The sequence below is a fragment of the Streptomyces sp. NPDC059668 genome (genome assembly GCF_042734135.1).
Classification (GTDB): Bacteria; Actinomycetota; Actinomycetes; order Streptomycetales; family Streptomycetaceae; genus Streptomyces.
Window position 1 is genome coordinate 151,389 of record NZ_JBHWEL010000010.1, and the last position, 18,217, is coordinate 169,605.

Genomic DNA, 18,217 nt, shown 5'->3' on the forward strand with positions numbered 1-18,217 from the left:
GACGGAACCGAGTCGTTCTGAGCGGGAGAGGGTGAGTGGGATGACTGGAGCCGCAACGGTGCGTCGCAGTCGGATCACGCCCGAGCGCGAGGCCGAGCTGTACCGGGCCGTGCTCGACCTGCTCAGGGAGGTCGGCTACGACGCCCTGACCATGGACGCCGTCGCCGCCCGCACCAAGTCCAGCAAGGCCACCCTCTACCGCCAGTGGGGCGGCAAGGCCGAACTGGTGGTGAAGGCGCTGAGGCACGAGAAGCCGAGCGCCGGCGACGTCGACACGGGATCCCTTTCAGGCGACTTCCACGCGTTGGTGATGCGTGAGGACGACTGCCGGATGGAGCAGAACTCCGCGCTGATGCGGGGTATGGCCATGGCACTGCACGGGAACCCCGATCTTCTGAAGGCCTTCCGGGAACTGATCATCGAACCGGAGACCGTTGAGCTGCGCCGCGTACTGGAGCGTGCCGTCGCCCGGGGTGAGATCCGTCCGGACAACCCCGCGCAGGAGTACGTGCTGCACATGCTGATCGGTGCCTTCGCGGTGCGCGGCGTCATCGACCAACGGCCACCGACCCGTGCCTTCCTCACCTCGTACGTGGATGCCGTGATCCTCCCCGCACTCGGCGCCTGATCCCGCACAACCCCGGGACGAACCCCCGTATCCGTTCCTGACGCGACCGCTCACGTCGTCGGGCTGATCTCCCCTGCCCCCACCGGGTGACCTCACCAGCCCCTGCCATCCCACGACCTGACCGGGAGTACGCCCTCGTGGCCACGTTCCTCTACAAACTCGGCCGACTCGCCTTCCGGCGACGGCATTTCGTCGCCCTGATCTGGGTGGCGCTGTTGACGCTCGCGGGAGTCGGCGCGGCCAACGCCCCGGCCGCCGGCGCCAGCTCCTTCTCGATACCCGGCACCGAGGCGCAGAAGGCCTTCGACCTGCTGGAGCAGCGCTTCCCCGGCATGAGCGCCGACGGAGCGACCGCGCGCGTCGTCTTCAAGGCGCCCACCGGCGAGAAGATGGCGGACAAGGCCAACAGGGCGACCGTCGAGAAGACCGTCAAGGCGCTGGAGGACGGTTCGGAGGTCACCTCCGTCACCGACCCGTTCAAGGCCAAGGCCGTCAGCAAGAACGGTTCGATCGCCTACACGTCGGTGAAGTACAAGGTCTCCGGCATGGAGCTGAAGGACTCCTCGAAGAGCGCCCTGGAGGCGGCCGCGCAGCAGGCGCGGGACGCCGGGCTGACCGTCGAGGTCGGCGGTGACGCGCTCCAGGCCACGCCGGAGACGGGTTCCACCGAGGTCATCGGCATCGCGATCGCCGCGGTCGTCCTCGTCATCACCTTCGGTTCGCTGATCGCCGCCGGGCTGCCGCTGCTGACCGCGCTGATCGGCGTCGGCATCGGCGTCTCGACCATCACCGCCCTCGCCAACGCGCTCGACCTGGGCACCACCACCTCCACGCTCGCGATGATGATCGGCCTCGCGGTCGGTATCGACTACGCGCTGTTCATCGTCTCCCGTTACCGCGCCGAACTCGCCGAGGGCCGCGAGCGCGAGGAGGCGGCCGGGCGGGCCGTCGGCACGGCGGGCTCGGCGGTGGTCTTCGCCGGTCTGACGGTCGTGATCGCGCTCGTCGGCCTGTCGGTCGTGAACATCCCGATGCTGACGAAGATGGGCGTCGCGGCCGCCGGCACGGTCGCCATCGCCGTCCTGATCGCGCTCACGATGATCCCGGCGCTGCTGGGTTACGCGGGCCGCAAGGTCCAGCCGGCCGGCCAAAAGAGCAGGCTGCTCGGCGGCGGCCGGGCCGCGAAGAACGCGGGCCGGCCCAACATGGGCACCCGCTGGGCGAGCTTCGTCGTCCGCCGTCCGCTGGCCGTCCTGCTGCTCGGTGTGGTCGGTCTGGGCGCCGCCGCGGTGCCGGCCGCCTCGCTGGAACTGGGTCTGCCCGACGACGGTTCGCAGCCGGCCTCGACCACCCAGCGCAGGGCCTACGACCTGCTGTCCGACGGTTTCGGTCCCGGTTTCAACGGCCCTCTGATGCTGGTCGTGGACGCCAAGGGGAGCGACGACCCCAAGGGGGCGGTCACCCGGGTCACCGACACGGTCAAGGACCTCAAGGGCGTCGTCTCGGTGACTCCGGCGACGTACAACAAGCCCGGGGACACCGCGATGATCACGGTGATCGCGGACTCGAAGCCGTCCTCGGTGAAGACCGAGAACCTGGTGCACGCCATCCGTGACGCGGGCGGCGGCATCAAGGCGGACACCGACGCCGACGTGCTGGTCACCGGCAGCACGGCGATGAACATCGACTTCTCGCAGAAGCTCAACGACGCGCTGGTCCCGTATCTGGCGCTGGTGGTCGGTCTCGCCTTCCTGCTCCTGATCGTGGTCTTCCGCTCGATCCTGGTCCCGCTGAAGGCGGCGCTCGGCTTCCTGCTGAGCGTCATGGCGGCGCTCGGCGCGGTGGTCGCGGTCTTCCAGTGGGGCTGGCTGGCGAACCTCATCGGTGTGGAGCAGACCGGCCCGATCATGTCGATGATGCCGATCTTCATGGTGGGTGTCGTCTTCGGTCTCGCGATGGACTACGAGGTCTTCCTCGTGACCCGGATGCGCGAGGCGTACGTGCACGGCGAGAAGCCGGGCCAGGCCATCGTGACCGGCTTCAAGCACGGCGCGCGGGTGGTGACGGCCGCGGCCGTCATCATGATCGCCGTCTTCTCCGGCTTCATCGGTTCCAGTGAGTCGATGATCAAGATGATCGGCTTCGGTCTCGCGATCGCCGTCTTCTTCGACGCGTTCGTCGTCCGTATGGCGATCGTCCCGGCGGTCCTGGCGCTGCTCGGCAAGAAGGCCTGGTGGCTGCCGAGGTGGCTGGACCGGGCGCTGCCGAACGTGGACGTCGAGGGCGAGGGGCTGCGCAAGCTGGGCGCCGGTCCGAAGAGCCAGGACGAGGACGACGACCGCGAGCTGGTACGGGTCTGACCGTCCGACGTCAGTGAGCCACCGGGGTGGCGGCCATGTAGGTACGGCGGAGGAAGCGCATCAGGGCTTTCGAGTCGACCTGCACGACCGCCACCCCTTTGGGCGAGTGGAACTCCATGACCGCCTGCACCCGGCCGCAGGGCCAGACGCGTACGTCGCCGTTGCTGACGGGGACGCGGAGCCCCTGTTCCAGCAGTTCACGGGGGAAGACCCACTCGTGGGGGCCGGGCAGCGTGATGCGTACCTGACGGGAGTCGGCCTCGGGATCGTAGTGGAAGGCCACCGGAACGGCTCTGCCTTCGTCCTCGGGGGAGTCGGCCGTGTCCGTGACGATATGGGCGCGTGCGTACTGTTCGACGGCAGACATGAACCGACTCCTTACGCTGCGTAACCTGTGCGGAATCTATGAATCGGTCACCTTTCCAATGTCGCACATTCCGTGGATTCCGCTCTTGGACCACCGAGTACCCCGGTGGGGCCCGCGCGACACCGCACTGTGGGCCAGGACACGTGCCGGGACAGGTGCCGGGGCCTGCGCCGGAGCGTGTGACGGGCGGGCGGCGGGGTGCGCTCACCGGCCCGCCGCCGACGTCACCCTCCCGACTATTCATGGGTGCATCGCTCTTGCAAGCCATTCGCAACAAGGCACTATCATCGAACGGTGCATGTGCCTGACGGATTCATCAACGCCCCGGTCTCCGCCGCCACCGGACTGGTCGCCGCCGGCGCCGTCGCGGTGAGCCTGCGAGGCGCCCGCCGCGAACTCGACGAGAGGACCGCGCCGCTGGCCGGCCTGGTCGCCGCCTTCATCTTCGCCGTCCAGATGCTGAACTTCCCGGTCGCGGCCGGGACCAGCGGCCATCTGCTCGGCGGCGCACTGGCCGCGATACTCGTCGGCCCCTTCACCGGGATCCTGTGCGTCTCCGTGGTCCTGCTGATGCAGGGCATCCTCTTCGCCGACGGGGGCCTCACCGCGCTCGGCGTGAACATCACCGACATGGCGATCGTCACCACCGTCGTCTCGTACGCCGTCTTCCGAGGCCTGCTGAAGGTGCTCCCGCGGAGGCGGCGCTCGATCACCGCGGCCGCCTTCGTGTCCGCGCTGCTGTCCGTCCCGGCCGCCGCGGTCGCCTTCACCCTCATCTACGCGCTCGGCGGCACCACCGACGTCGCGATCGGCAAGGTCGCCACCGCGATGATCGGTGTCCACGTCCTCATCGGCATCGGCGAGGCCGCGATCACCGCCCTCACGGTCGGCGCGGTCATCGCCGTACGCCCGGACCTCGTGTACGGCGCGCGCGGCCTCCAGCAGCGGCTCAAACTGCGGGTGGGCGGCGAACTGGTCGACGCGGCCGCCCCCGCCCTCCCCGCCGCCGCCCCGGTCTCCCGCCGCAAGGTCTGGATCACCGGCCTCGTCACCTCCCTCGTCCTCGCGGGCTTCGTCAGCTTCTACGCCTCCGCGAGCCCCGACGGCCTGGAGAAGGTCGCCAAGGACCAGGGCATCGACCAGCGCACCAAGAAGCACCACACCGAGGACTCCCCGCTCGCCGGATACGGCGTCAAGGACATCTCCGACGCCCGCATCTCCGGCGGCCTCGCGGGCGTGATCGGCGTGGGCGTCACGATCGTCGCGGGCACCGGCGTCTTCTGGACGCTGCGCAGGCGCCGTACGGCCGACGCGTCCCCCGCCTCCCTGCCCGAAGGCGTCTGAGGTGGGCGCGGGCCACGCCCATCGCCTCTACCGGCACGGGCATTCACCGGTGCACGCCCTGCCCCCGCACACCAAACTCGCGGCCGCCTTCGCCTTCGTGGTCGTGGTGGTCTCGACCCCGCGCGAGGCGATGTGGGCGTTCGCGCTGTACGCCGTGCTGCTCGCGACGGTCGCGTGGCGGGCCCGGGTGCCGGCCGGTTTCCTGCTCAAACGGCTGCTGATCGAGGTCCCGTTCGTCGCCTTCGCGGTGCTGATGCCGTTCGTCGCCGAGGGCGAACGGGTGGGCGTCCTGGGCCTGTCCCTCAGCGTCAACGGCCTGTGGGGCGCCTGGAACGTGCTCGCCAAGGGGACGCTCGGCGTGGCGGCCTCCGTACTGCTGGCCTCGACCACCGAACTGCGCGAACTGCTCCTCGGACTCCAGCGGTTGAGGCTGCCTCCCCTCCTCGTGCAGATCGCGTCCTTCATGATCCGCTACGGCGACGTCATCACGGACGAGATGCGGCGGATGCGCATCGCCCGGGAGTCACGCGGCTTCGAGGCGAGCGGAGTGCGGCACTGGGGCGTCCTCGCCAAGTCTGCGGGCGCCCTCTTCATCCGCTCCTACGAACGCGGGGAGCGCGTGCACCTCGCCATGGTGAGCCGGGGATACGCCGGTTCGATGCCGGTCATCGACGAGGTGACCGCGTCGCGGGCGCAGTGGTCCTACGCTCTCGCCCTGCCCCTCGCCGCCCTGCTCGTCTGCCTGTTGGGATGGACCCTGTGACCGCTTCGCCCTCGTTCCCCCCCTCGCTGGAAGTGGCCGGACTGGCCTTCGCCTACCCCGACGGCCACCAGGCCCTCTTCGGCGTGGACTTCACCGTCGCCCGCGGCGAACGCGTCGCGCTGCTGGGCCCCAACGGCGCCGGCAAGACCACCCTCGTGCTGCACCTCAACGGCATCCTGACCGGCGGCGCCGGGACCGTGACGGTGGCCGGACTCCCGGTGGGCAAGCGGCACATGGCCGAGATCCGGCGCAAGGTCGGCATCGTCTTCCAGGACCCGGACGACCAGCTCTTCATGCCGACCGTGCGCGAGGACGTCGCCTTCGGACCGGCAGCCGCCGGGATGAAGGGGGCGGCCCTGGAGGAACGTGTCCGTACGGCCCTGGAGCAGGTCGGCATGGACGCCTTCGCCGACCGGCCCCCGCACCATCTCTCGTTCGGCCAGCGGCGCCGCGTCGCGGTGGCGACCGTCCTGGCGATGGAACCGGAGATCCTGGTCCTGGACGAACCCTCGTCCAACCTGGACCCCGCCTCGCGCCGCGAACTCGCCGACATCCTGCGGTCCCTGGACGTCACCGTCCTCATGGTCACGCACGACCTGCCGTACGCGCTCGAACTCTGCCCCCGGGCACTGATCCTGAGCGACGGGGTGATCGCCGCCGACGGCGGGACCGGTGAACTCCTCTCCGACGACGGTCTGATGCGCACCCACCGGCTGGAACTGCCCTTCGGGTTCGACCCGCGCTCCGTGGCCGCCACCCGCTGACCTGCCCTGTTCCGGGTCCGCGGGGTTACCGGCGGTCTCCTCCCCCTGCCGGTCCAGGCATCCGTACCGGCCAGTATCTTGTGCACGATGCACTTGTGCACTCCTGTTTTTTCCGTCCTGGGGGGAGGTCCGTCATGACCGACGGCACCGCTGTCGACAGCCGTCCGACGAAGATCATGTACGTCGCCGAGGCGACCGCGCACGGCGGCCGTGACGGCTATGTCACCAGCCAGGACGGACAGATCGAGCTGAAGGTCGCGATGCCGCCCGCACTCGGGGGCGACGGCAACGGCACCAATCCCGAGCAGCTCTTCGCCGCCGGGTACAGCGTCTGCTTCCACAACGCGCTGATCCTGGTGGGCCGCCGCGCGGGCTACGACCTGTCCGGGTCGACGGTCGCGGCGAAGGTCGGCATCGGGCCGAACAGACAGCGCGGATACGGTCTCGCGGTCGCCCTGAGCGTCTCGCTCCCCGTCGTCGAGCGGGACCTCGCGACGAAGCTCGTGGACGCGGCCCACGAGGTCTGCCCGTACTCGAACGCGACCCGGGACAACATCGAGGTCACGATCCTGCTCGGCTAGGAATCCGGACCTTCGCACGAGCGTTGCAGCCACTGTCGCAGGCGAGTGGACGGAGTGCGGACGTGAACGTGGACGGCACAGTGGCCGAGGGCTTCGAGCCGGTCAGGGCGGCGTTCCTGCGCAACTTCGAGACACTCGGGGACCGGGGCGCGGCCGTCGCCGTGTACCGGGACGGGCGCAAGGTCGTCGACCTGTGGGGCGGCGCGAAGAACGCCACCGCCGCGACCGCCGTGGAGGGCGCGGACGGCGCCGGGGGCACCGGTTTCCCGGCGGACGCGGCGCCCTGGGAGCACGGCACCGCGCAGATCGTGCGCTCCGCGACGAAGGGTGTGGCCGCCGCCGTCCTGCTGCTCCTCGCCCAGCGGGGGGAACTGGACCTCGACGCCCCGGTGGGCCACTACTGGCCCGAGTTCAAGGCGCGCGGCAAGGAGCGCGCCCTGGTCCGGCACGTGCTCGCGCACCGGGCCGGGGTGCCCGTGCTCGACCGGCCGCTCACCCCGGCCGAGGCCGCGGACCCGGACGTGACGGCCGCCGCCGTGGCCGCGCAGACGCCGGCCTGGGAGCCGGGGAGCGACCACGGGTACCACGCGCAGACGTACGGCTGGCTGACGGGCGAGCTGGTGCGCCGGGTCACCGGGCGCTCGATCGGCACCTGGATAGCCGAGGAGATCGCCGGGCCGCTGGGACTCGACCTGTGGGTCGGGCTGCCGGCCGCCCAGGCGGGCCGGGTGGGCCGGGTCGCCCCGATCGAGGCCCCGACGGCCGACGGCGGCCTGCGGCTGCGCCCGAAGCGGGCGGTCGCCGAGGCGTACGCGGACCCCTCGTCGCTCACCCGCCGCGCCTTCGGCGCGATCACCCCGCAGCCGGACGAGAACGATCCCGCCTACCGGGCCGCCGTCCTGCCCGCCTCCAACGGCGTCGCGACGGCGGACGGCCTCGCCCGCTTCTACGCCTCGCTGATCGGGGAGGTGGACGGCGTACGGCTGTTCACGCCGGAGAGCGTGGCGCTCGCCCGCGCCGAACAGTCCGCGGGACCCGACCGGGTCCTGGTCGTACCGACCCGCTTCGGCCTCGGGTACATGCTGCACGGCAGTGCCTCCCCGCTGCTGGGCGACGGCTCCTTCGGACACCCCGGCCGCGGCGGGTCCCTGGGCTTCGCCGACCCCGAGTCGGGGATCGCCTTCGGGTACGTGACGAACGGCTTCCGCAAGAGCGTGACGGCCGACCCGCGGGCGCAGGCGCTGGTCCGGGCGGTCCGGGCGGCACTGGGGGAGTGAGCGGGGGCGCGGACCGCGCACCGCGGAGGGGGGCGGGGCGGGGCGCGGACGGGCGGCGCGCGGGCCGCCCGCCGGGCCGGCCCGAGGGGTCTATCCGGCGTGCAGCATCAGCCCGATACCCACCACCAGCAGCCCGGCCGCCGCGATCCGGGGCGCGCCGAACCGTTCCTTGAAGAAGACGGCGCCGATCGCCGCGCCGATGATGATCGAGGACTCCCGGAGCGCCGCGATGGGTGCCAGGGCCGCTCGTGTCTGGGCCCAGAGCACGAGGCCGTACGCCAGGACGGACAGTGCCGAGCCCAGCAGGCCGAGGGCGGCGAAGGGCCGGAGCGAGTCGACGAACCCGCCCCGCAGACGGTGGGCCGCGTAGAGCGGGAGCACGGCGCCCTGGAGCGCCATCAGCCAGGCGATGTACCCGAGCGAGGAGCCGGAGGCGCGGACGCCCAGACCGTCGACGACGGTGTACGCGGCGATCGACAGCCCGGTGGCCAGCGCGGCCCCGATCGCCGCCCAGTCGGGACGGCGCCCGCGCAGCCCCCACAGCGCGACGCCGGTCAGGCCCGCGCAGGACACCGCGACACCCGACGCCGCCCACCCGTCGGGCACCTCGTGCGCGAAGACGGCCGCAAGCACGGTGACGACCAGCGGGGCGGTACCGCGGGCGATCGGGTACGCCTGCCCGAAGTCGCCCAGCCGGAAGGACTTCATCAGCAGCGCGTAGTACACGATGTGGATCACGGCGGAGAGGACGAGGTACGGCCACGCGCCGGAGGCCGGAACCGCCACGAACGGGATGAACGCCAGACCGATCAGCAGGCCGCCGCCCGCGATCAGGGCGAAGCCGGCCAGCTTGTCGGTGATGCGGTGCGCGATGGCGTTCCAGCCTGCGTGCGTGAACGCGGCGAACAGTACCGCCACGGTGACCTGCGGGGTCACCGGCGCCGCTCGCGCACGTCCACCGGGGTGCCGCCCGTGGCCTAGCTCCCCGCCTTGAGGAGCGCCGCCACGATCGGGCCCGCGGTGTCGCCGCCGTGGCCGCCCTGCTGGACCACGCCGGCCGCGGCGAGGTCGCCCTTCCACGCGGTGAACCAGCCGTTCGGCTTCTTCTGGTTGTCGACCTCGGCGGAGCCCGTCTTCGCGCCGTAGTCGGGGCCGAGCCCGGACATCGCCTGGGCGGCCGTACCGTACGCCGCCGTGTACTGCATGAGTTCGCGGAGCTGGGAGAGCGTGCCCGCGGAGAGCGTGCGGGAGGCGGTGGCCAGCTTGCGGTGGTCCACGTCCGGCGACACCAGGTACGGCTGGTGGAACGTCCCCGACTTGACCGTCGAGGCGACCGACGCCATGTTCAGCGGGTTCATGCGGACCCCGCCCTGGCCGATCAGCGAGGCCGCCATCTGGGCGTTCGCCTGGACCGGCACGGAACCGTCGAAGCTGGGCACGCCGATGGCCCAGTTGTTCATGCTCAGCCCGAAGACCTGCTGGGCCTGCTGTGTCAGGTCGGCGTTCTCCAGTTTCTTCGCCTGGCTGATGAAGGCCGTGTTGCAGGACCGCGCGAAGCTCGCCTTGAACGTGCCGCCCTTGATCTCGAACTTGTCGTCGTTCTGGAACTTCCAGCCGCCGTACGTCACGTACTTCGGGCAGGGGTGCGGCTTGTCCGCGGAGGCGAGCTTCTTGTCGATCAGCAGCGACGAGGTGATGACCTTCATGGTGGAGCCGGGGGCCAGGGAACCCTGGAGGGCGGTGTTGAAACCGTGGCTCTGGTTGGCGACCGCGAGGATCTCGCCGGTCGAGGGACGCATCACGACGACCGACGCCCGGGTCTTCTTGGCGACCTGCTGCTCGGCGTCCGCCTGGAGGGCCGGACTGAGCGTCGTGTGCACCGTGCCCGGGGTGCCCTCGCTGAGGGTCACCAGTGTCTTGTCGGGCGACTTCTGGGTGCCCTTCGTCGCGGCCTTGCGGACCACCCGCAGCTCGATGCCCGCCGTGCCGCCGGCGGTCTTGCCGTACTTCTCGCGCAGGCCGTCCAGGACCGTGCCCAGCGAGGGGTACTTGGCCGTGGTCAGTTCACCGCCGGCGCGGTCGAGCGCCTTGATGGGCGGGGTGCCGGCCGCGCCGGTGACCAGACGGTCGCCGTCCTGGAGGTCCGGGTGCACGACGGACGGCTGCCAGTCGACCAGCGCGACGCCGTCCTCGGCCCGCCGGGCGACGGTCAGCTTCGACTCGTACGCCAGCGGCTTGCTCTTGCCCTTGTAGGTGACGGTGGCCTTGACGGAGAACGGGACGGAGGCTCCCGACGGCCTGCCCGCCGTGACCGTGACGCCGGTGATGTGCGCGTCCTTGGTGTAGCCGGTCAGCATGGTCGTCGCGGCCCCGGCGTCGGTGGTGGCGCCGGCCGCCTTCGCGACCTCACCGCTCTGCCAGGCGGTGAGGAACCGTGTGGACAGGGCGGTGACCTCGGCCGCCGAGGGCGGACCGGTCTTCACGGCCTTGCGGCCGGCGGTCGTCGACGCCCGGTCCTCGGCCGACGCGCCGCCCCCGTACAGGCTGTAGGCGCCGAACGCCCCGCCGACCACGGCCACGGCGATCAGCCCGCCGACCACGGCGGGCTTCGTCTTCCGTCGCTCGGCGACGCGCCTTCTCTTCCCCACGGTTCCCGATCCTCCGCTGCTTCCCCTGGCCCCCGGTGCCCTCACCCTCCACAACGAGGGCTCCCAGCCTAGGGTCCCGCCCTGTGAAGGGTGACTTCAGGCGCCTGTTCGTAGCACAGCTGCGACGATCGGACCGGCCGCGTCCACGCCGTGCCCGCCCTGCTGGGTCATCGCGGCGGCCGCGATGTCGTTGCGGTAGCCCGTGAACCAGCTGTTCGACCGGGACTGCGCGTCGACCTCGGCGGAGCCGGTCTTGGCGCCGATCCTGCCGGTGAGTCCGGCCATCACCTGGGCGGCGGTACCGCTGACCGCGGTGCGGTTCATCATCGTGCGCAGCTGAGCGACCGTGCCCGGCGGCAGCCCCTTGGCGGTGGCGATCTCACGGTGGTCGAGGCCGGGCGAGACGATGACCGGCTGCCGGAAGACACCGGTCATCGCGGTCGCGGTCACCGAGGCCATGTTCAGCGGGCACATCTGGACCTGGCCCTGGCCGATCAGGTTGGCGGCCGTGTCGGGGCCGCCGGAGGCCGGGACGGAGCCGTCGAAGGACTCGATGCCGGTCTTCCAGTTGTTCCGGCCGAGGCCGAAGCGCTGCTCGGCCTCGTTGGTGAGCGAGTCGACCTTCACCTCGTCCGCGTACTTCACGAACGCCGTGTTGCAGGAGCGCGAGAAGCTGTCGGAGAGCGTCGCGTTCAACTGGGGTGCCATGCCCGGCAGGTTGTGGAAGGTCTGGCTCTCCGAGACCGCGCTGTCCGGGCAGGTCGCGGGGCCCGTCGCCGTGGTGATGCCGTTGTCGATGAACGTGGCCGCGCTGATGATCTTCATGGTGGAGCCCGGGGCGAGTTTGCCGAGGAAGGCCGCGTTGAAGCCGTCCGCGCGGTGGTTGGCGACCGCCAGCACCTCGCCGGTGCTGGGCTTGACCGCGACCACGGACGATTCGGCGTACCGCGCGACCGCCCGCTCCGCGGCGGCCTGCGCGCTCGCGCTCAGCGTCGTGCGCAGCTTGCCCGGCTTCCCCTTGGCGAGGGTCACCAGGGTGGTGTCGCCGACGCCCTCGGCCGCGTGATGGATCGAGAGCTCGACGCCCGCCGTACCGCCCGCCCGGTCGCCGTACTTCTCGCGCAGCGCGTCGAGGATCGGGCCCAGCGAGGGGTACTTGTCCTTGGCCAGGACAACGTTGTTCCGGTCCACGGCCTCGATCGGGGGGCTCGCCGACTCGCCGGTGACCAGGGTGTCGCCCTCCTTCAGGTCGGGGTGGACGACCGACGGCTTCCAGTCGACCAGCGCCTTGCCGGTGGTCTGGCCGCGTACGACGGTCAGTTCCGAGTCGTAGGCGAGGGGCTTGGACTTCCCCTCGAACGACACCGTGGCCTTCACGGAGAACGGCACGGAAGCGCCGGACGGTGTGCCCGGTGTGATCCGCACGCCGGTGAGGTGCGCGTCGGCGCGGTAGCCGGCCAGCAGGGTCTCGGCCTGGCTCGCGAAGTTCGTGTACGTCGCCGCCCCGGCCGCGTCGCCCTTCGCCCAGGCCGCGAGGAACTTCGCCGAGGTCTCCTTGACCTCCGCGCCGCTGGGCGGTCCGCTCTTCACCGGCGCGGGCCCGCCCGCGCTCTCCTTCCCGTCGAGCGCGCTCACCACGTTGAACGCGCCGTATCCGGCGCCTCCCACCATCACCGCGAACACACTGCCGATGATGGCGGCCTTTGCCCCCTTGCGCATCGCGCGAACCCCTCCCCGTGGACCGCTCCCCCGAACTTCTGAACGCGTTCAGAAAAGTCGGTCTGCGTAGCACTGTATGCGGGCGGAGGGACGCATGGGGTCTACATTTTCCGAATCGTTAGACCGGACCTCGATCGCATCCTTGAACATCGGTCACGCATGCGGCGTCTGAGGTCCTGGGCCCTCCGGGTCCGCTCCCAGGCCCCATGAACGGCCCGGGTATACGATCGAGAGGTACGCGGCAAGCGGGGCGAGAGCCTGTGTGGCGTCTCCCTGAAGGGCCGCGCGTCCGGGAAGCGGTGAGTCGTCACCCCCGGCCGCGGACCCGGGCGTCCGCCGGCCCAGGCCCCGCCGAGGCGCCGTGCCGGGAGTTGTGATGACCAGTCCACACCAGATCGATCCGCGCGCGTTCGACGACCCGCGCAACGTCTATCCGACCGACGAGCAGTTCTACGCGCACGGCCGCCCGGCCGACCCCCTGCTGCCGGAGGACCGGCCGCGCGGCGGCCACCCCGCGGCACCGCTGCACCACCGGGGGACGTGGGCGACCGTCGCACTCGTCGCCGGCATCATCCTGCTGATCCTCGTCGGGATCGCCCTGTTCCCGTGACACCGCCCGCGCGGCGGCCCTGGGACTGAACGAAGGGCGCGGTGGAGTGCCGCGCCCTTCTCGACGTGCCTGTACGACCTGACTCACGTGCCTGGCCACATCCAGAGCGGCCGGAAGTTGAATCCGGGGCCGGATCCGCGACTTCCGCGCCGCCGGCATCGACGCCGAGCGTCGCAGCCCTCAAGGTGCACTTCCCACGAATCCGTGCCTAGGCTGACAGGAGGGATGTGGGGGTCTCTGACCAGGCGCGATGCCACGCATCATGGTTCGCCGATGCGTGGAGAGACGATCTCCCCGAGAAGATTCTCAGGAAGGTGCCGGTGACGGTGCCGGCGTCGTCGTCGCGTCGCTTCGCGGGTGAGCCTCCATGACCGGCCTCGGCCAGAGGCACGCGACCAACCACCGCTGCCCCGCCCTTTCCGGATCCGACGAGTCGGCAGGAGCGAGCCCCGACACATGGTGTGGACCGGAGGGCGAGGAGCTTCAGGTTCCTCGCTCCCCCTGCACTTGATCGGCTCGGGGTGACAGCGGGCTGATCCACGGGCGTCGCTCCTGAGCGGGCTCCGACCGCGAACGGTGCGGCGCTGGGGCGTGTGGATGCCATGGATGCCATGGACGGCATGGATGCCATGGACGGCGGTTCGTTCAGGAAGGACATGTTGTGAAACTCGATCAGATCCTCCCGGCGCACATAGGGTTCGGTAGCGCACCGCTCGGAAACATGTTCCGTTCGGTTCCCGAGGAAGAGGCCGCGGCCACGGTCGACGCCGCATGGGAACAAGGCACGCGCTACTTCGACACCGCGCCCTTCTACGGCTCCGGATTGGCGGAGATCCGTCTCGGGAATGCGCTCTCCGGCCGTCCGCGCGACGAATACGTCCTCAGCACGAAGGTCGGCCGGGTCATCCTGGACGAGGAGGAGGACCCGGCCGCACGTGATCTCGGCGAGAAGGGCAACCTCTTCGCTCATGGGCGCCCGAACAAGATGGTTCATGTGTGGACGGCCGACGCGACGAGACGTTCCATAGAAGACAGCTTGAAGCGCCTGCGGACCGACCGCCTGGACATCGTGTGGGTGCACGACATCGCCCAGGACTTCCACGGCGACCTGTGGCTGGAGAAATTCGAGGAGGCTCGCACGGGTGCGTTCCGTGTTCTCACCGGGTTGCGGGACGAGGGTGTCATCAAGGCCTGGGGACTCGGCGTCAACCGCACCGAACCCATCGAAATCACTCTCGCGCTGGACGAGCCGCAGCCGGACGGGTTCCTGCTGGCCGGCCGGTACTCCCTGCTCGACCACGCGCACGCGCTGCAACGGCTGCTGCCCATGGCGGAGGAACAGGGCGTCGGCATGGTCGTGGGAGGGCCCTACAGCTCCGGCATCCTCGCCGGCGGCACCCACTTCGAGTACGTCACCGCTCCGCCCGAGATCGTGGCCAAGGTCGGACGGCTGAAGGAACTCACCGACAGCCATGGCGTGAGCATCAAGGCCGCCGCCCTCCACTTCTCGCTCGCGCACCCCGTCGCCGAGGCGGTGATCCCGGGCGCGACCCAGCCCGCCCACACCGTCGAGGACCATGCCGCGCTCAACGAGAAGGTGCCGGCCGGGTTCTGGGCCGATCTGCGCGACTCCGGCCTGGTCAGCCCCCTGGCGCCCCTGCCGGACGGGGCATGAGCCCTGTCGCCCGTCCGACAGGCGTCCAACGAGTTCTGGAGAAGCGACATGGCGTCCACATCAGTGAGCCGGGTCGTCCCGGCCTCTCCCGCACGCGTGTGGGAAGTCATCGGCGGGTTCGGGTCACTGCCCGACTGGCTGCCGTACATCCCCGAAAGCACCTTCACGGAGGGCGGTCGCGTACGGCACCTGAAGAATCCCGACGGGGAAGCCATCGTGGAGCGGCTGATGTCGTTCGACGAGGAACAGCGGTACTACAGCTACCACATCGTGCAGGCGCCCTTCCCGGTCGTCGACTATCTGTCGACCCTCCGGGTCCACGAGATCAGCGACGACGAGAACGCAGCCGAGGTCCAGTGGTCCGGCCGCTTCGTCCCGGTGGGGGCCACGGACGAGGAAGTGGTCGACCTCTTCACCGGCATCTACCGAGACGGCCTGGACGCCTTGACCAAGACGCTCGGCGGCTGAGAGCTGTCCCCCCCCGCACCGTGCCACGGCCGAAGGCCGGATCCACTCCCGGATGCACCCTCCGGCGAGCAGGAGTCGCTCCCCGCTCCGTCCGTCAGGGTCCCAAGTCGGTGGGCGCCGGCAAGGACCAAGCGTGCGCGGTGGATCGCCGCGCGCCCTACGCGACTAGGGCGTGTGCCGGAGGTGCTCTAGGTTGACCGACGTGAGTGCGCGGGGGCGGAGTTATCGATATGTCGGACCGGTCGAGCTGAAGGCTGCGGTCCGGCCTGGTGACGCCGGGCGTCGGATCGGCTCGGCGGCTGACTTCGGTAGCTGGATCGTGGAGCAATCGGCAGCGGAGCTGGCCGAACCGTTCACCTTCGTGGTCGGTATGGACGGTGTGCTTCGGCTGGCGCCGCGGCGAAGCGAACACGTGGCCTGTGCCGGCGGAGACCTGGTGCTGAGTGCCGGCGAGATCAGTTTCATGCGCGAGGCGGACCGGTGGACTGTGGGCGAGGTCAGCAACCAGTCCACCGGGTTCTGCCCGGACGTCAGGTCCTGGGCGGAGGTCGCCCGTGCTCTGGACGCTGTGCAGCTTCGGCGGCCTTCCGGCTTCACCCACGAAGTGGTGTTCCGGCGGTGCGCCGACTGCCAGGAGCACAACATCGTGCGGGGGGACGACTTTGTCTGCGTCTTCTGCGGCAGCGACCTGCCCGAGGCATGGAACGTGGATCCCACTGCGTGACGTTCGAGGTTCACAGCCACACGTTGACGGTGTCGTGTTCCGCGTCCCTCGGTCATGCCTGTGCAGCTGGACCCGGGCGTCCGGCATCTGTGGGGAGGGGAACGCAAGGTGGTCAAGGTCTCTGGTGAGGCTCGTCTTCGGTGGAACCCGGGCTTCTGGTTCGGCTCTTCGACGGTCGCGGGCATAGTGCTCGTCCCCACCTGGTTGTGGGGAGCGTTGTCCGGTGGCCTTGATGTGGCGGAGACCTGTGTTCTCGGGGAGGGGCAACCCTTCGACGCGAGCTACCGGCAGGGGCTCGGGCCGCAGCCGTCGGGTCCGTTCCCGTTGCACAACATGTGCAACGCCTCGTACGACCTCGTTCCAGGCTGGGTGAATCCGACGCTCGCCTGTCTGGCTGTCATCGTCACAGGGTCCCTGATCGCGACCGTCGTGACGGGTGTCGTTCAGCTCAGGCGTGCGCTCTCCGGGCGTCGAAACGGAGAGAGGCCAACTGCGTAGCGCGGCGATTGTCCACGAAGGCAACGTGGGGCGTCGGCAACGACCGAGGGGGCGCGGCAGTCTGCCACGCCCCCTCGCTACGTCCGCCCGGCTAGACCCACGTGTCCAGCCACATCCGTGACCGCCACTGCTCTATCGGGATCGACGTGCCCGTGTAGAGCGGCCAGAAATAGATGAAGTCCCTGTATGGCGGATGGCGCGGCGCCTGACCAGGCACTTCATGGGGGACGGGCGCACAGTCAGCGCTCTGGGCCGTGTGTGGGCCGTGACAGCAGGTGGGGCGTGAGAGCGGACCACGGTTTCACGCCCTAGATCGCGTAACCGCGGCCAGCGTGCCTCTTTGCCAACTCATGATCACCTCCACCGTCGGGCCGGACTAGGCTCCGACAGCGCTCTGTGGGTGGGGGAGCGCGGCCGCACTGTGCTGAGGGGCGAAGTGAGCAGAAGACGGGCTGTGGCAGGCGTATGGGCGGCTATGGCGATGCTGCTGCTCGTCGGGTGTCGTCCAGCGAAGGGCGCAACGGAGGACCACGGCGCGGCTGCCGAGGATGGACTGACGTTCACGTATCACCGGCACTCCGGCGACGGCATGATCGATCAGACCCTCAGCATCCGCAACGCCTACATGTCCTCGGTCTCTCCTGTATTGGCGTTCACCGCCCTTGACCGGCACCGTCACCCGCTTCCAGGTGTACGGGTCCGAACCGTCTTCGGCAGTGACAGCGGCCGGTTGGAAGTTCCTTATGGGGCGGGTTACGACATCCTGCGCTTCTCCGGGTCTGGCGAGCACCAGGTCTTCGACGTTCGCGTCACCGTTACTCGGGTGACCACCGCCAAGACCCAGGCCGACACTCTGCCCCCGAGTGCCGAGACGCTGGACGCGGCTGGGCGGGTTGTCAGTAAATTCTCGCGCTTCGCCGCCGTCCGCGTGACAAACCCTGAAGAATTCGCTGTTTCGGCGCGTATCGCCTACCTCGTTTACGACCAGCCGGCCGAGGGGGAGACGCAGCAAGCGGTCTCCGTGATCCCCATCGGAACGCTGGTCCGGATCCCTGCTCGCAGCATGGCGATCGTCGAGGTGACCGGCGACGCTGCCCGCGCCGTAGCCAAGTACTCCGGCGGCCCAGCGGTGAGCGTCAAGGCGTACAACTCCGAAGCGGTAGATATGCCGGCGGAGCCAGTCCCACCGGCGCTTTAGTCGGCTACCGGTACAGCCCATCTATCGCTTTCCGGGTACGTCCCTCACTGCTCGGCATGAGATGCGTGTAGGTCCGGAGCGTGAATCCCGGATCGCTGTGGCCGAGGTACTGGCTCAGGGCCCGGATGTTCTCGCCGGCATCCAGCAGTACGGACAGTCTGGGCAGCCACGACCTAGGGGTGGCTGACGTGACCGCGGAGCTGTTCTGCCAAGGCATGGCGCCGGTCATCGTGTTCACCGGGGCAACCAGCCCCACGCGCCGGGTACGTCGAGTGCCACCATTTGGTGCCCCTGCATGAGGCAGGCGAAGGCCGGACGAAGCTCGGTGATCTGGCCCTCATCTGCGCCAACTGCCGTCGCATGATTCACCGCCGCGCTCCCAGGCCTCCCCCCCCCCAAGAACTGAGGGTCACCATTGAGAAGCGCCGATCGGAGATCCGTCGTGACTCTGTAGCCATCGTGCGGCAGCGCGATGCGGGTACAGATCAGTCCTCAGTTCCGGAGCGCTGATCCCCCACACGTCCCCCAAAGTTGGCTTGGCGGACAGAGTGGCTGGTCAGAGAAAGCGGAGCCAGCCCGCTGTAAATCTGCCG

The 18,217-nt window shown here is 69.9% G+C and carries 16 protein-coding genes and 3 pseudogenes; 14 read left to right on the plus strand and 5 right to left on the minus strand.

The genetic code is table 11. The features are described from left to right. Positions 1 to 40: 40 nt before the first annotated feature. Together ACFV2J_RS11000 and ACFV2J_RS11005 are read left to right on the plus strand one after the other, a co-directional pair. Positions 41 to 628 carry a TetR/AcrR family transcriptional regulator gene (locus ACFV2J_RS11000; protein ID WP_385082695.1) on the plus strand — a complete coding sequence of 196 codons (588 nt, stop codon included), beginning with the start codon at positions 41 to 43 and terminating at the stop codon, positions 626 to 628. Between the two features lie 137 nt (positions 629 to 765). Further along, positions 766 to 2,988, plus strand: coding sequence for an MMPL family transporter (locus ACFV2J_RS11005; RefSeq protein WP_385082698.1), 2,223 nt, complete (start codon positions 766 to 768; stop codon positions 2,986 to 2,988). 10 nt (positions 2,989 to 2,998) lie between these two features. On the opposite strand, the gene ACFV2J_RS11010 is transcribed toward ACFV2J_RS11005, so the two are convergent. Continuing rightward, a complete protein-coding gene (locus ACFV2J_RS11010) occupies positions 2,999 to 3,355 on the minus strand; it encodes an SsgA family sporulation/cell division regulator (RefSeq protein WP_385082699.1) in 357 nt (118 codons plus the stop codon). Between the two features lie 294 nt (positions 3,356 to 3,649). On the opposite strand from ACFV2J_RS11010, the gene ACFV2J_RS11015 reads away from it, so the two are divergent. From ACFV2J_RS11015 to ACFV2J_RS11035, 5 genes are all read left to right on the plus strand, one after another. Beyond that, positions 3,650 to 4,699 carry an energy-coupling factor ABC transporter permease gene (locus ACFV2J_RS11015; protein WP_385082702.1) on the plus strand — a complete coding sequence of 350 codons (1,050 nt, stop codon included), beginning with the start codon at positions 3,650 to 3,652 and terminating at the stop codon, positions 4,697 to 4,699. Position 4,700: 1 nt separating this feature from the next. Further along, complete coding sequence (gene cbiQ, locus ACFV2J_RS11020) at positions 4,701 to 5,462, plus strand: cobalt ECF transporter T component CbiQ (RefSeq protein WP_385082703.1); 762 nt, start codon at positions 4,701 to 4,703, stop codon at positions 5,460 to 5,462. Beyond that, positions 5,450 to 6,226, plus strand: coding sequence for an energy-coupling factor ABC transporter ATP-binding protein (locus ACFV2J_RS11025; protein ID WP_385082705.1), 777 nt, complete (start codon positions 5,450 to 5,452; stop codon positions 6,224 to 6,226). The genes cbiQ and ACFV2J_RS11025 overlap by 13 nt, the downstream gene beginning before the upstream one ends. 134 nt (positions 6,227 to 6,360) lie before the next feature. Beyond that, positions 6,361 to 6,807, plus strand: coding sequence for an organic hydroperoxide resistance protein (locus ACFV2J_RS11030; protein WP_385082707.1), 447 nt, complete (start codon positions 6,361 to 6,363; stop codon positions 6,805 to 6,807). A gap of 62 nt (positions 6,808 to 6,869) precedes the next feature. Beyond that, positions 6,870 to 8,084, plus strand: coding sequence for a serine hydrolase domain-containing protein (locus ACFV2J_RS11035; RefSeq protein ID WP_385082709.1), 1,215 nt, complete (start codon positions 6,870 to 6,872; stop codon positions 8,082 to 8,084). Positions 8,085 to 8,174: 90 nt separating this feature from the next. Here ACFV2J_RS11035 and ACFV2J_RS11040 read toward each other — a convergent pair whose 3' ends face one another. The 3 genes from ACFV2J_RS11040 to ACFV2J_RS11050 form a co-directional block, all read right to left on the minus strand. Next, positions 8,175 to 9,020 (minus strand): EamA family transporter, encoded by an 846-nt coding sequence (locus tag ACFV2J_RS11040; RefSeq protein WP_385082710.1) that lies wholly within the window; start codon positions 9,018 to 9,020, stop codon positions 8,175 to 8,177. Between the two features lie 41 nt (positions 9,021 to 9,061). Next, positions 9,062 to 10,732, minus strand: coding sequence for a penicillin-binding transpeptidase domain-containing protein (locus ACFV2J_RS11045; RefSeq protein WP_385082712.1), 1,671 nt, complete (start codon positions 10,730 to 10,732; stop codon positions 9,062 to 9,064). A 96-nt stretch (positions 10,733 to 10,828) separates the two neighbouring features. Beyond that, positions 10,829 to 12,451, minus strand: a complete 1,623-nt coding sequence (locus ACFV2J_RS11050; protein ID WP_385082714.1) for a penicillin-binding transpeptidase domain-containing protein — start codon at positions 12,449 to 12,451, stop codon at positions 10,829 to 10,831. A gap of 376 nt (positions 12,452 to 12,827) precedes the next feature. Between ACFV2J_RS11050 and ACFV2J_RS11055 the strand changes: the two genes are divergently transcribed. From ACFV2J_RS11055 to ACFV2J_RS11075, 5 genes are all read left to right on the plus strand, one after another. After that, a complete protein-coding gene (locus tag ACFV2J_RS11055; RefSeq protein WP_385082716.1) occupies positions 12,828 to 13,061 on the plus strand; it encodes a hypothetical protein in 234 nt (77 codons plus the stop codon). 661 nt (positions 13,062 to 13,722) lie between these two features. After that, on the plus strand, positions 13,723 to 14,736 hold the full coding sequence (locus tag ACFV2J_RS11060; protein WP_385082717.1) for an aldo/keto reductase: 1,014 nt from the start codon (positions 13,723 to 13,725) through the stop codon (positions 14,734 to 14,736). A gap of 48 nt (positions 14,737 to 14,784) precedes the next feature. Continuing rightward, positions 14,785 to 15,204 (plus strand): SRPBCC family protein, encoded by a 420-nt coding sequence (locus ACFV2J_RS11065; RefSeq protein WP_385082720.1) that lies wholly within the window; start codon positions 14,785 to 14,787, stop codon positions 15,202 to 15,204. A 202-nt stretch (positions 15,205 to 15,406) separates the two neighbouring features. Further along, a complete protein-coding gene (locus tag ACFV2J_RS11070; protein ID WP_385082741.1) occupies positions 15,407 to 15,928 on the plus strand; it encodes a hypothetical protein in 522 nt (173 codons plus the stop codon). Positions 15,929 to 16,901: 973 nt separating this feature from the next. Beyond that, the gene (locus tag ACFV2J_RS11075; RefSeq protein ID WP_385082725.1) at positions 16,902 to 17,624 is read left to right on the plus strand and encodes a hypothetical protein; all 723 of its coding nucleotides are present in this window, start codon (positions 16,902 to 16,904) and stop codon (positions 17,622 to 17,624) included. A 4-nt stretch (positions 17,625 to 17,628) separates the two neighbouring features. Here the strand turns inward: ACFV2J_RS11075 and ACFV2J_RS11080 are convergent. After that, positions 17,629 to 17,778: pseudogene (locus ACFV2J_RS11080) on the minus strand (site-specific integrase); the annotation flags it as partial. Between the two features lie 4 nt (positions 17,779 to 17,782). Between ACFV2J_RS11080 and ACFV2J_RS11085 the strand changes: the two are divergent. Together ACFV2J_RS11085 and ACFV2J_RS11090 are read left to right on the plus strand one after the other, a co-directional pair. Beyond that, a pseudogene (locus tag ACFV2J_RS11085) lies at positions 17,783 to 17,893 on the plus strand (YdcF family protein); the annotation flags it as partial. Next, positions 17,883 to 18,134, plus strand: a pseudogene (locus ACFV2J_RS11090) (HNH endonuclease); the annotation flags it as partial. The pseudogenes ACFV2J_RS11085 and ACFV2J_RS11090, both read left to right, overlap by 11 nt. Positions 18,135 to 18,217 lie beyond the last annotated feature (83 nt).